At 63.1% G+C, this 13,132-nt stretch carries 12 protein-coding genes; 8 read left to right on the forward strand and 4 right to left on the reverse strand.

Annotation, left to right across the window (positions count from 1 at the left end; genetic code table 11):
- Positions 1-52: 52 nt before the first annotated feature.
- The 4 genes from LY632_RS08045 to LY632_RS08060 all read left to right on the forward strand — a co-directional run bounded on the left by LY632_RS08045 (position 53) and on the right by LY632_RS08060 (position 6,002).
- Positions 53-2,554, forward strand: a complete 2,502-nt coding sequence (locus LY632_RS08045) for a penicillin-binding protein 1A (protein ID WP_234090628.1) — start codon at positions 53-55, stop codon at positions 2,552-2,554.
- A 64-nt stretch (positions 2,555-2,618) separates the two neighbouring features.
- A complete protein-coding gene (gene prfB / locus LY632_RS08050) occupies positions 2,619-3,746 on the forward strand; it encodes a peptide chain release factor 2 (RefSeq protein ID WP_234090629.1) in 1,128 nt (375 codons plus the stop codon).
- A 65-nt stretch (positions 3,747-3,811) separates the two neighbouring features.
- Positions 3,812-4,576, forward strand: coding sequence for a class I SAM-dependent methyltransferase (locus tag LY632_RS08055; RefSeq protein ID WP_370636483.1), 765 nt, complete (start codon positions 3,812-3,814; stop codon positions 4,574-4,576).
- Between the two features lie 19 nt (positions 4,577-4,595).
- On the forward strand, positions 4,596-6,002 hold the full coding sequence (locus tag LY632_RS08060) for a nitronate monooxygenase family protein (protein WP_234090630.1): 1,407 nt from the start codon (positions 4,596-4,598) through the stop codon (positions 6,000-6,002).
- A gap of 3 nt (positions 6,003-6,005) precedes the next feature.
- On the opposite strand, the gene LY632_RS08065 is transcribed toward LY632_RS08060, so the two are convergent.
- Both LY632_RS08065 and LY632_RS08070 read right to left on the reverse strand, forming a co-directional pair.
- On the reverse strand, positions 6,006-6,326 hold the full coding sequence (locus LY632_RS08065; RefSeq protein ID WP_234090631.1) for a hypothetical protein: 321 nt from the start codon (positions 6,324-6,326) through the stop codon (positions 6,006-6,008).
- Between the two features lie 82 nt (positions 6,327-6,408).
- The gene (locus LY632_RS08070; RefSeq protein WP_234090632.1) at positions 6,409-7,434 is read right to left on the reverse strand and encodes a D-glycerate dehydrogenase; all 1,026 of its coding nucleotides are present in this window, start codon (positions 7,432-7,434) and stop codon (positions 6,409-6,411) included.
- A 94-nt stretch (positions 7,435-7,528) separates the two neighbouring features.
- On the opposite strand from LY632_RS08070, the gene LY632_RS08075 reads away from it, so the two are divergent.
- Positions 7,529-8,002, forward strand: a complete 474-nt coding sequence (locus LY632_RS08075; protein WP_234090633.1) for an SH3 domain-containing protein — start codon at positions 7,529-7,531, stop codon at positions 8,000-8,002.
- 39 nt (positions 8,003-8,041) lie between these two features.
- Here LY632_RS08075 and LY632_RS08080 read toward each other — a convergent pair whose 3' ends face one another.
- Both LY632_RS08080 and LY632_RS08085 read right to left on the reverse strand, forming a co-directional pair.
- Positions 8,042-8,491: a hypothetical protein gene (locus tag LY632_RS08080; protein WP_234090634.1), complete on the reverse strand. Its 450-nt coding sequence runs from the start codon at positions 8,489-8,491 to the stop codon at positions 8,042-8,044.
- Positions 8,492-8,581: 90 nt separating this feature from the next.
- Positions 8,582-9,778: an acetyl-CoA C-acyltransferase gene (locus LY632_RS08085; protein ID WP_234090635.1), complete on the reverse strand. Its 1,197-nt coding sequence runs from the start codon at positions 9,776-9,778 to the stop codon at positions 8,582-8,584.
- 174 nt (positions 9,779-9,952) lie between these two features.
- On the opposite strand from LY632_RS08085, the gene LY632_RS08090 reads away from it, so the two are divergent.
- From LY632_RS08090 to LY632_RS08100, 3 genes are all read left to right on the forward strand, one after another.
- Complete coding sequence (locus LY632_RS08090) at positions 9,953-11,386, forward strand: coniferyl aldehyde dehydrogenase (RefSeq protein ID WP_234090636.1); 1,434 nt, start codon at positions 9,953-9,955, stop codon at positions 11,384-11,386.
- The gene (locus LY632_RS08095; RefSeq protein WP_234090637.1) at positions 11,383-12,636 is read left to right on the forward strand and encodes a hypothetical protein; all 1,254 of its coding nucleotides are present in this window, start codon (positions 11,383-11,385) and stop codon (positions 12,634-12,636) included. The genes LY632_RS08090 and LY632_RS08095 overlap by 4 nt, the downstream gene beginning before the upstream one ends.
- Positions 12,637-12,752: 116 nt before the next feature.
- On the forward strand, positions 12,753-13,127 hold the full coding sequence (locus LY632_RS08100; protein ID WP_234090638.1) for an NADH-quinone oxidoreductase subunit A: 375 nt from the start codon (positions 12,753-12,755) through the stop codon (positions 13,125-13,127).
- Positions 13,128-13,132 lie beyond the last annotated feature (5 nt).

Here is a 13,132-nt window from a genome sequence, read left to right on the forward strand (position 1 = left end):
ATGAAAGCCTATGGCGCGCCTCCGAAATGGCGTGCTAGGGCTTGCGCCAATCATGGTCGACACATCAGCCTTGCAGAACTTTCGCTATCGCATCCGGCGCGAGGCATCGGGCGCGTTCAACTGGGCCAAGCGCCAGTGGCATGAAAGCCGCTGGTTCCGGTGGGGCGTCATCTTCCTCGGCCTGGCGCTGGCAGGATGGCTGGTGCTGTGGGCACTTCTTGCGAAGGACCTGCCGGACGCCAAGACGTTGCTGGAATACGAACCGCCTTTGCCGACTGTCGTGCGCGGCATCGATGGCGAGATCGTCCATTCCTACGCCCGCGAGCGACGTGTTCAATTGCAATACGCGGATTTTCCGCAACAACTGATCGAAGCATATCTCGCGGCGGAGGATAAGACCTTTTTCAGCCATGGCGGGATCGATGCCGGTGGCCTGGTCGGCGCGGTGTTCGACTATATGAGCAAGCTCGGCTCGGGCGAGCGCGCGGTTGGCGGCTCGACCATCACGCAGCAGGTGGCAAAGAACATCCTGCTGACGAACGAATACTCGATCACGCGCAAGCTCAAGGAGATGCTGCTCGCCCGCCGCATCGAGGGTGTGCTGACGAAGCAGGAGATCCTCGAGCTCTATCTCAACGAAATTCCCCTCGGACGCCGGTCTTTCGGGGTTCAGGCCGCTTCGCGGGCCTATTTCGACAGGGACGTCGGCGATCTGGAATTGCACCAGGCGGCCTTCCTCGCGATCCTGCCAAAGGCACCGGAGACCTACAGTCGCGCGAAGTTTGCCGACAAGGCATTGGCCCGGCGCAATTTCGTGCTCGACCAGATGGTCGAGAGCGACTTCATCACGCCGGCGCAGGCAAGCGCTGCAAAGGCCAAACCCTTGGGCATCGTTACCCAGCGTAGCGAGCGGTCGGCCGATGCGGGCTATTTCCTCGAGGAAGTCCGTCGGCAGCTGATCGCACAGTTCGGCGAGACTGCCGATGACGGGGACAACAGCGTCTACGCTGGCGGGCTATGGGTGCGCACTTCGCTCGACATGGATATGCAGGACGCCGCCCGCGATGGATTGCGCCAGGGCCTGATGGGTTTCCACGGCGGACGCGGCTGGCGTGGACCGCTCGCTACGATCGACCCGGATAAGGGTGACATGGCGCAGCAGCTTGCGAGCTCCAATCTCTCGATCAACTTTCAGAACTGGCGTATCGGTGTCGTCACCGCCCGCGCCGGCAGCAGCGCAACGATTGCCTTCGCTGATGGAAGCACAGCGCCGCTTGGCGGGTTGCCGGACGCGATCAAGGTCGGCCATGTCACAGCGGTATCGCCTGAAGGCAATGGCTACCGGGTCCGCGCGGTGCCGGAAGTTTCCGGAGCGGTCGTGGTGCAGGACCCGATGACCGGTCGCGTGCTGGCCATGCAGGGCGGCTTCGACAGCCGACTGGGTTCCTTCAACCGAGCCACCCAGGCAGAGCGGCAACCGGGATCGACGATCAAGCCTTTTGTCTATGCGACGGGTCTGGAGAACGGCTTCACTCCTTCGACCCAGGTCGAAAATTCGAGCTACTGCTACTACCAGGGCTCGCAACTCGGCGAGAAGTGCTTCCGGGGCGGGCGCGGAGGGCAGTATCCGCTGCGCTACGGGCTCGAGCAGTCGCAGAATATCATGACCGTCCAGATTGCGATGGAATCGGGCATGCCCAAAGTGATCGATACCTTCAAGGACATGAATATCGGTGAGTATCCGCCCTATCCTGCCTTTGCGCTGGGGGCAGGGGAGACCACCCCGTTGAAGATGGTGACCGCCTATTCAGCGCTGGCCAACCACGGACGGCTCAACACGCCCAGCCTGATCGATTTCGTGCAGGATCGCAGCGGCAAGGTTATCTGGCGCGCCGACAATCGTGTGTGCACCGGCTGTGCAATGGACGAATGGGACGGCAAGCCGATGCCGCGGCTCAAGCCTGCGGGCAAGCAGGCCATGGATCCGCGGACCGCATTCCAGGTCATGCATATGCTCGAAGGCGTAATCGAGCGCGGCACCGGCAGGCGGCTCAAGGATCTGGGCCTGCCGCTTTTCGGCAAGACCGGGACCACCACCGGGCCGACCGACACCTGGTTCATCGGCGGCACCCAGCAATATATCGTCGGCGCCTATGTCGGTTACGACCAGCCACGCAACCTAGGTGGTTACGAGGGCGCCTCGCTCGCTGCGCCGATCGTGAAGCGGGTCATCTCCGACACGCGCAAGCGCTGGCGCGATGATCCGGCGATTGCCCCGACAGGTGTCCGCATGGTCCGTGTCGATCGTCGCACTGGCAAGCAGGTCTTCGAAGGCTGGCCGACAGAAGGCGAAGACTCCGCTGTGATCTGGGAGGCCTTCAAGCCCGACACCGAACCACCGCGGTCGACTGCTGCCGACGAGATCGAAGCGCGCCGCAAGGAAATCCTCGAGATCATCCGCCGGGGCAGTTCATCGAACGCCCGGGCCCAGAGCGAGGCCAGGGAGGCCGAAGGGCTCGAGGACTTTGTCGAAGAGCAGGGCGGGATTTATTAGCGCCCGCACTTTCGCTAAGCGTCCGCGCACCACCTGACTGCCAGAGTTTCTGAAGGAATTTTCCATGCGTGCCGAAGGGCAGGCCCATATCGACCGGATCAATGCCGCGCTATCGCTGGTGCGCCAGTCGCTTGACTGGGACCGCGCCCTGCGCCGTCTCGACGAGCTCAACGCGCGCGTCCAGGACCCCAAGCTGTGGGACAACCCCAAGGAAGCCCAGGCGATAAGTCGTGAGCAGAAGCTGCTGGAAAACGCCGTCGGGACCGTCAACCAGATCACACAGGAGATGGCCGACGCCATCGAATTCGTCGAACTGGGCGAGGCCGAGGGCGATGATGAAGTGGTGGCGGAAGGTCTCGCCAGCCTTGCCGCGCTGGCCGACCGCGCGGACGCCGACAAGGTCCAGGCACTGCTCTCGGGCGAGGCCGACGCCAATGACAGCTATATCGAGATCCATGCCGGGGCCGGCGGAACCGAGAGTCAGGACTGGGCCGAAATGCTCATGCGCATGTACGCCCGGTGGGCCGAAAAGCGCGGCTACAAGGTCGAGACGGTCGAATACCAGGCCGGCGAGCAAGCCGGCATCAAGAGCGCTACACTGCTCATCAAGGGCGAGAACGCCTACGGCTATGCCAAGACCGAGAGCGGCGTTCACCGCCTTGTCCGGATCAGCCCCTACGACAGCTCGGCCCGGCGCCACACCAGTTTCAGCTCGGTCTGGGTCTATCCGGTGATCGACGACGAGGTCGATATCCAGATCAACGAAAGCGACCTCAAGATCGATACCTACCGTGCCTCGGGCGCGGGCGGCCAGCACGTCAATACCACCGACTCGGCGGTGCGCATCACCCATATGCCGACCGGGATCGTCGTCGCCAGTCAGAACGACCGCAGCCAGCACAAGAATCGCGCCACGGCGATGAACATGCTGAAAGCGCGCCTGTTCGAGCGCGAGATGGCGGAACGCGAGGCAGCGGCGAGCGGCGAATATGCCGAGAAGACGGAGATCGGCTGGGGCCACCAGATCCGCAGCTACGTCCTGCAGCCCTACCAGATGGTCAAGGATCTGCGCACCGGCGTCACCTCCAGTTCGCCGGACGACGTTCTCGATGGCGCGCTCGATCCTTACATCTCCGCCGCGCTGGCGCAGCGGGTGACGGGCGAAAAAGTCGATATCGACGACGTGGAATAGTATCGACTGCAGGCGGCAATTCGCCTTTTGCCTGGCGACATTTCACCCGCTAGGAGATCAGGACGATGAAGCTGTTTCACGCGCCTTTTCTCACCGCACTCGTGGCTGCGTCGACCATGGCCGGATGCGATCGAGGCCCCGCACCTGCTGACGCTGACCGCCCCGAGACCGCGCTGGAATTCCCATTGCCCGACCGGCCCGTTTCCGAGCTCGGCCGGAACGAATTCAGCACGGAGACCCAACGCGACTCCGTTGATGAAGCGCGCAAGGTCATGGACTTTGCACAGATCACCCCCGGTATGACCGTGGCCGATATCGGCGCAGGGGAGGGGTATTACACCGTACGCCTGGCGCAGCGTGTGGGGCAGGACGGACGTGTGTTGGCGCAGGATATCGACCAAGAAGCACTCCAGCGGCTCGGCCAGCGGGTCGAGAAGGAGCGGCTCGACAATGTCTCGATCAAGCTCGGCGGGATCGACGATCCGCGGCTGCCCGAGAACAGCTTCGACCGTGTCTTCATGGTCCACATGTATCATGAAGTGACCGAACCTTACGCCTTCCTGTGGCGGCTGTGGCCGTCGCTCAAGGCGGGCGGCAAAGCGATCGTGGTCGATGTCGACCGGCCGACTGACCAGCACGGGATCGATCCCTTCCTGCTCAAATGCGAATTCGAGCAGGTCGGCTTCGAGCTGGAGACGTTCCGCGATTCCCCCGAACTGGCGGGGTACTATGCAGAATTTCGCCGAGCGGCTACGAGGCCGGAGCCGGGTGCAATAAAGCCCTGCAAAGGGGCAGCAGCCAAGTCCGCAAAAGTCAGCGCGGCAAAGTAACGCAGGAATTGGAAATTAAATGACATTCAAGGGTTTGCAGCCGATTGTGTATGGCGGCAAGGAAGTGTGGCCGCTGGTCGAAGGCGGCAAGGGCGTGTCGGCGACCAATCACATGAGCTCGGGCGCATGGGCCGCAGCCGGCGGCATCGGCACGGTCAGCGCCGTCAATGCCGACAGCTATGACGAAGACGGCAATCCGATCCCCCAGGTCTATCCGCAGGCGACACGCAAGGAACGTTTCGAACAGCTAGTTCGCTATGCGATTGATGGCGCGACCGAGCAGGTCAACCGCGCTTACGAAATTGCGGACGGCAGGGGCGCGATCAACATCAACGTGCTGTGGGAACAGGGCGGTGCGCAGCAAGTGCTCGAAGGCGTACTCGCGAATTGCGGCGACAAGATCACCGGCGTGACCTGCGGGGCGGGTATGCCCTACAAGCTGGCGGAAATCGCCCAGCGCTTCAACGTTCATTACTTGCCGATCGTCAGCTCGGCCCGCGCCTTTCGCGCCCTTTGGAAGCGCAGCTATTCCAAGGTGCCCGAATTGCTCGCAGCGGTGGTTTACGAAGACCCCTGGCTCGCCGGTGGACACAATGGTCTCTCCAATGCCGAGGACCCGACCAAACCGGAAGATCCCTATCCCCGGGTCAAGGCGCTGCGCGAAACCATGCGGGCCGAAGGCGTGAGCGAGGATACCGCCATCGTCATGGCCGGCGGAGTGTGGTTCCTGCGTGAATGGAACGACTGGATCGACAATCCCGAACTCGGCAAGATCGCCTTCCAGTTCGGCACGCGCCCGCTGCTGACGCAGGAAAGCCCGATCCCGCAGGTGTGGAAGGACATGCTGCGCACGGTCGAGCCGGGCGATGTGCTGCTGCACAAGTTCAGCCCCACGGGTTTCTATTCCAGCGCGGTCAAGACGCCGTTCCTCTATGACCTGATGCACCGCAGCGAGCGGCAGATTCCGATCTTCAAGCGCGACGAGGAAGAAGGCACCGTGCCGCTCAGCGATCACGGCAAGGCCAAGTATTTCTGGGTCCACCCGGGCGATCAGCGCAAGGCACAATCGTGGATGCACGAGGGTTTTACCGAGCCGCTCAAGACGCCGGACAACACCGTGGTCTTCGTTACGCCTGAAAGTGCGGAGCAGATCCGCGCCGACCAGCAGGGTTGTATGGGCTGTCTCAGTCACTGCCAGTTTTCGAGCTGGAAGGATCATGACGATCACACGACGGGACGCTTGGCCGATCCGCGCAGCTTCTGCATCCAGAAGACGCTGCAGGACATTGCCCATGGCGGCGACCCGGACAACAACCTCGCCTTTGCCGGTCATGCGGCCTATCGCTTCAAGCAGGACCCGTTCTATTCCAACAACTTCACGCCGACAGTGAAGCAGCTGGTCGAGCGGATTCTGACGGGGGATTGAGGACTAGACGCAGTCGCCGAAGGTGGGCTTCCCGTCGCGGGCGAGCATCTCGTCCATGTCATTGTCCAGCTCGGCAGGTTCGACCTCGCGAAAGGCACCGTAGAAGTCGTAATCGTCGCCTGCGTCGCACAGGTCGGGGCGCCCCTTCTGGATGTTCTCGTCGTCTTTGAAGGCGGTGAGCCAGTCCCCCGTCCCGTCGGTATTGCGGATGATGTAGGCGTCGATCCGCTCTACATATCCCTTCAGCCGCAGCTGGTAGTCGGGATCCAAGCCGGCATGGCAAAGGCGGCCCTGTTCCTCGGCAAAGTAGATAAAGCCGCCCATACACAGGACGCCTGAGCCGGCTGGTACTTCCGGCCTCGTTGCTGATATGCAGCCGAGTGAAACTGCGAGCATTAGGAAGAACTTACGCATGACTGACGAGCGCGTCGAGCACCTGGTCCGGCGGCCTGTGCCCGTCGGCCCAGAAGCGGATATTGGCGATGACCTTCTCGCCCGAGGCCTCGCGACCCTCGGCGGTGGCGCTGCCGATATGGGGGAGGGTCATCACATTGGGATGAGCCAGCAGGCGCGGATCGACATGCGGCTCGTCTGGGTAGACGTCGAGCCCTGCGCCTACGAGCTTGCCGGCCTCCAGCGCTGCGATCAGCGCTTCGTAATCGACGAGGTCGCCGCGGGCCGTGTTGATGACCGCCGCACTCGGTTTCATCAGCGCAATCCGGCGGGCATCGATCATGTGGTGCGTGTCCGCCCCGGCAGGACAGTGCAGCGAGAGGATATCCGCCTCCGCCACCAATTCATCGAGTGTTTCGACATAGCGCGCGCCGAACATGCTCTCGACCGCGCGGGGTAACGGCTTGCGGTTGTGGTAGGCGATCTCCAGCCCGAAGGCGCGGGCCCGGTGGGCAACGGCCTGGCCGATCCGGCCCATGCCGACGATCCCCAGCACCTTGCCCCCGATCTGCCGCCCCAACATCGCAGATGGGGCCCAGCCGGTCCATTCGCCCCGCCGGATCAGCGCGACTCCGTCCCGAATGCGCCGCGGCACGCCGATGATCATGGTCATGGCGAGATCGGCGGTATCGTCTGTAAAGACCCCCGGCGTGTTGGTGACCATGATCTTGCGCTTCGCCGCAGAGGCAAGGTCGATATGCTCGGTCCCGGCGCCGAAATTGGCGATCAGCTTCAGCCGCTCGCCCGCGCCTTCGATCAATTCGGCATCGATCCGGTCGGTGACGGTCGGGACCAGCACGTCGCAATCGGCCATGGCCGTAGCCAGCTGTTCGCGCGTCAGCGGCACATCATCGGGATTGAGCGTGGCGTCGAACAGTTCAGCCATGCGGGCCTCGATCGTTGGCATCAGGTGGCGGGTCACGATGACCCGGGGCTTGCCCTCGACGCGGCGGGTGGTGGTGTTGTGCGTGTCGCTCATCTGTCCCGTGATTGAACACTGGCGCGATTTCGGTCAAGGCGCGGCGTGCAAACTCTTGCGGGGAAGGGTTTGTTTACCATAAGGCTAGCCCGCAATGTTCCGGAACGCCGCTTTACTCCTGCTTGCCTTTGGTCTTGGCGCCTGTGGTTCGGCCAATGCGCAACAACAGGAAACGCCCTATTGGGCTACCATCGACACGACGGAGCTCAACATGCGGGTCGGGCCCAGCACCGAATACAAGATCGAGTGGGTCTATCGCCGCAAGGGCCTGCCGCTGAAGGTGCTGCGAGTAAAGGACGATGGCTGGCGCTATGTCGAGGATCACGAGGGGGCGAAGGGCTGGGTCAACAAGAACCTGCTCGATCCCGAGCGTGGTGCGTTGGTGATCGGCGAAGACCCTGCGCCGATGCGCGCGGCCCCGACCGACAATTCCTCGCTCAAATGGAGCCTCGCGCCCGGCGTGGTCGGCCAGCTGGGACCATGTGAGGCCGGCTGGTGTGCCTTCAGCGTCGGCAACCGCGAGGGCTATGTTCCCGCAGACCGCCTGTGGGGCGCGGGCGAACCTTGAGCAAAGGGGCGGCCACCTTGGCCACCCCTTCGTTCCGGATTACTCGGCCGGTTCCTGCGCCGGAGCAACGGGGGCTTCCTCAGCAGCGGTTGCTTTCGGCTTGACGGTAACCGACCCGCCCTTGTCTGACGTCGCGGTAAACGAACCATCTGCCGCAGGGGCGCTTTCCGTATAGCACTCTTCTTCGGCTCCTTCAGCCTTCGGCGTGAAGCAGGTCTTGCCGTCCTTGACCGCCCAAGTGCCTTCGGCAACGACCTTTCCGTCCGCGTCCAGATCCGAATAGGTGCCATCGGCGTTGATGATCGAAGTGCCGACCGAACCGTCTTCACCCGTGACCTCGTAGGTGCCCGGACCCGAACCATTCGCCACAGCCGGGGCCGCCGCCGTTTCTTCCGCTGCCGGTTCGGGCGCGGGTGCAGGGGCCGGCTTGCTGCAAGCCGCCACCGCAACCAATCCCACCAACAGTGGTGTTACCAGAACATTCTTCATGACAAGTCTCTCCCATCCCCAATAGGCGACCCGGCGGAGCGAATAGCACGCCTGGCGAGAGGAGAGAAAAGGATTCGGTGCCGGCAGGCCTCAGACCAGCTCGACCGCCACCGCCGTCGCTTCGCCGCCGCCGATACAGAGCGAGGCGACGCCGCGCGTTTTGCCCAGGCTCTTGAGCGCATTGAGCAGGGTCACGATGATGCGGGTGCCGCTGGCCCCGATCGGGTGACCTAGCGCGGTAGCACCGCCATTGACGTTGATCCGGTCGTGCGGGATGCCGATGTCGCGCATGGCGAACATGGCAACGCAGGCGAAGGCTTCGTTGACTTCCCACAGGTCGACATCGTCGACCGACCAGCCGGCCCGCTCGAGCACCTTGTTGATCGCGCCCACAGGGGCAGTGGTGAAGTCCTTCGGCTCCTGTGCATGGGCGGCGAGCGCGACGATCTTCGCCACCGGGGCCTGGCCATTGGCGATGGCGAGGCTTTCGCGGGTCAGGACGACAGCGGCGGCACCGTCCGAGATCGAGGAGGAAGTCGCCGCTGTGATGGTGCCGTCCTTGGCAAAGGCCGGGCGCAGCTGCGGGATCTTGTCGGGCTTGCCCTTGCCGGGCTGCTCATCGGTGGCAACCGTCACTTCGCCTGCGCGGGTGGTGAAGGTGACGGGCACGACTTCGCCATCGAAAGCGCCGCTGGAAATGGCTTCGTTGGCGCGGCGCAGCGACTCGATGGAATAGTTGTCCTGCTCTTCGCGCGTCAGCTGGTAGTCATTGGCGGTGTCCTGCGCGAAGGTGCCCATGGCGCGGCCTTCCTCATAGGCGTCTTCCAGCCCGTCGAGGAACATGTGGTCATAGGCGGTATCATGCCCGATGCGCGCGCCGCTGCGGTGCTTCTTGAGCAGGTAAGGGGCGTTGGTCATGCTCTCCATCCCGCCGGCGATGACATAGTCGACCGAACCGCTGGCGAGCGCCTCGGCACCCATGATAACGGTCTGCATGCCGCTGCCGCAGACTTTGTTGACGGTGGTTGCCTGAACCGACTTGGGCAGGCCGGCCTTGAGCGCGGCCTGCCGCGCCGGCGCCTGGCCGAGCCCGGCAGGAAGCACACAGCCCATATAGGCGCGGTCGAACTTCTCGCCCGGGACGCCCGAACGCTCGACCGCCGCCTTGACGGCAGTGGCGCCCAGGTCGGTCGCGGAAACATCGGCCAGCGCGCCCTGCATCCCGCCCATCGGAGTGCGGGCATAGGAGAGGATCACGACCGGATCGGATGCGGAAAACTGTGCCATGGCTGGGGGCCTTTCATTGCGGGTTCCAGATTGCCGCCGTCCCTAATGCTGCACTGCGGCAATGGCAAACAGGATACGTTTGCAGGCGGCCAAGCGGCGCTCAAAGGCGCACTTGTCTTTGGCGAGTGGATGGGGGAGATAGGTCCCAAAGCGAAACCCGAGAGGAGAGTCCCGATGGCAGACGACAAGAAGGCGCAGATGGAAGCGATCCTGCAAAAGCAGCGCGCATCCTTCACAGCGGCCCGCCCCGAACCATTGAGCCAGCGCCGCGACCGCATCCAGCGCGCCATTGCGATGTTGGTCGATCACGGTGAGGAATTGGCCCGGGCCATGGCATCGGACTTCGGCAACCGCAGCCACGAGGCCTCGATGATCACCGACATCACCGGTACGATCGGTTTCGGCAAGTATTGTCTCAAGCACTTGGACAAATGGGCCAAGGCCGAGAAGCGTTCGGTGCGTTTCCCGCTTGGATTGCTGGGGGCCAAGGCGGAACTGCGTTATGAGCCCAAGGGTGTGATCGGTATCCTCTCGCCCTGGAACTTCCCGGTAAACCTCTCCATCGGACCGCTGATGCAGGTCCTGGCCGCCGGCAACAGGGCGATGATCAAGCCGAGCGAGTTCACCGAGCGGACCAGCGAGCTGACGGCAGAACTCGTGGCGAAGTATTTCGCCGAGGAAGAAGTTGCGGTAATTACCGGGAGCCCGGAAGTTGCGGCCGCATTCTCGTCGCTGCAGTTCGACCACCTGGTATTCACCGGCTCGACCGCGACCGGGCGCCGGGTGATGGAGGTGGCGGGGCGCAACCTCGTGCCGGTGACTCTGGAGCTGGGCGGCAAGTCGCCGGTGTTCCTTGGCCGCAGCGCCAATTTCGAGCAGGCGGGCGAGCGTATCGCATTGGGCAAGATGCTCAACGCCGGGCAGATCTGCCTCGCGCCCGACTATATGTATGTACCCGAGGACAAGGAGCAGGATGCGGTCAACTCGGTGCGTCAGGCGGCGCACAACATGTATCCGACGCTGCTCGACAATGATGACTACACCTCGATTGTCACCGACCGGCATTATGACCGGTTGCAGACCATGGTCGCCGATGCGCGCGACAAGGGCGCCGAGGTGATCGAGGTCAATCCAGCGAACGAGGACTTCTCCTCCACCAATGCGCGCAAGATGCCCCTTACCATCCTGCGCAACGTCAATGACGATATGATGGCGATGCAGGAGGAAATCTTCGGCCCGGTGCTGCCGGTCAAGACATACAAGAACATCGATGAAGCGATCGATTTCGTGAACGAGCGCGACCGGCCTCTGGGCCTCTACTACTTCGGCGCGGACAGCGGCGAGCGCGAGCACGTGCTGAAGCGGACGATTTCGGGCGGGGTCACTGTCAATGACGTGATCATGCATGTTTCGATGGAGGACCTTCCCTTCGGCGGGGTCGGGCCGAGCGGGATCGGCTCGTACCACGGGCCGGAAGGTTTCAAGGAATTCAGCCACGCCCGCAGTGTTTATACCCAACCCAAGGTGGATGTTGCCAAGCTTGCCGGGCTCAAGCCGCCCTATGGCGACGTCACCCGCAAGACCATCGCCCGGGAGATGAAGAAGTGAGACATGCCGCGCTGGCGCTGCTGCTGACCACGTGCCTGGCGGCACCTGCAAGCGCGGGCGAACTGATCCCGCCGATCGAGGAATGGCAATTCGTCACCGAGGAGACGGGCCAGCTTGCGACGGTCGAGGAATTGCAGGCGCTGGCGGAGAGATACCCCGATAGCGCGTCGGTCTACCGCCGGCTGCTTGGCGCGCAACTTGAAGCCGGCGATCCGGAGGCCGTGGATACGGCGCTCACCCTGGTCGAGCGTGGCTATGCCTTCAGCGATGCCGGAGCCGATGCAATTGCGGCAGCGATTGGCGACGAAGAAACGAAGGAGTTGTTCCTCGCTGTCAATGAAGTGAGTAAGGAGCGAGTTGGGAGCAGCACACTCGTCGCGAACGTTCCCGCCGATGCCATGCTGGTGGAAGGTGTCGCAGTCGACCCCGTCAACGGCCGGCTCATGGTCAGCACCGTGGTCTCGCGCAAGCTGTTCCGCCCCGACGACGGCGGGGCGTGGGAAGCAATTGAAATCGAAAATGCAGGCAGCCTTTCCGCAATGGTGCCAGACCCGGACCGAGGCCTGATCTGGATTGCCTCGGGCGAGTTCGACGAGACCCCTGGTGACCCGGCCTATGCCGCCGCGCTCGGCTTCGATCCGGCCACGGGCAGGGTTGCAAGAACGCTGTATGCCAACGGGTTCGTTCCGCTCGGAGATATCGCGGTGGGGGACGATGGCCGCGTTTTCGCAGCCAACCCGGTCGCGGGCGAAATCCATTACGCCGATCCTGACAGTGAGGAAGGTTTTCGCGCGCTAGTGGGAGCAGGTGTGTTTCGCTCGCCGCAGGGGATGGTCAAGGTTCCGGAGCAAAACCGGTTGATCGTCAGCGATTACAGCTACGGTCTTGCCATGCTCGACTGGGACAGCGGCAAGCTCTGGCGGATCGGCAATGCCACCGGCGAATGGCTCGATGGGATCGATGCGCTGCTGCGGTATGGCAACAGCCTGATTGCGGTCCAGAACGGTCTCCAGCCCAAACGTATCGTCAAGCTGGACATGACCGAGGACTGGCTGGCGGTCACCAAGGCAACTGTGCTCGAAGCCGCCAGTCCCGACTGGACCGAGCCGGTCGGCGCGACGATTGACAGGGATCGCCTGCTCTATGTCGCAACCGGCCAGTGGGACGTTTTCGGCGAGGGCGGGGCGGTGCGCGAGGGCAACCAGCCAAAGCCGACCGATATCCGCGCTATCGACCTTTCCGGGAATTGACCGGAACTGGTGTGATTTGCACGGTTTGGTGAGGGATTTGCGGGCTTCCCGGCCTTGCGCCGCGCGCCACAGCGGCCTAGGGGCGGGCGCAACTTTGCCCCTAAAGGGAATCGCCTGTGGTCGATCTGTCGCAATACCTGCCGATCCTCATCTTCCTGTTCATCGCGGTGGCGCTGTCGGCGCTGTTCGTGTTCCTGCCCATGGGTGTCTCGTACCTGACCGGTACGCACCAACCCAATGCCGAGAAGAACAGCGAATATGAATGCGGCTTTCCGGCTTTCGAAGACCCGCGCAGCCAGTTCGATGTGCGGTTCTATCTCGTCGCAATTCTCTTTATCATCTTCGACCTTGAGGCCGCGTTCCTGTTTCCCTGGGCGGTCAGCCTCGATCTGACCGGCTGGGCCGGCTGGACCACGATGATGATCTTCCTCGGCGAACTGGCCATCGGCCTGGCCTACGCATGGAAGAAGGGCGCGCTGGAGTGGGAATGATATGA

This window comes from Erythrobacter sp. SDW2, assembly GCF_021431965.1.
Classification (GTDB): domain Bacteria; phylum Pseudomonadota; class Alphaproteobacteria; order Sphingomonadales; family Sphingomonadaceae; genus Parerythrobacter.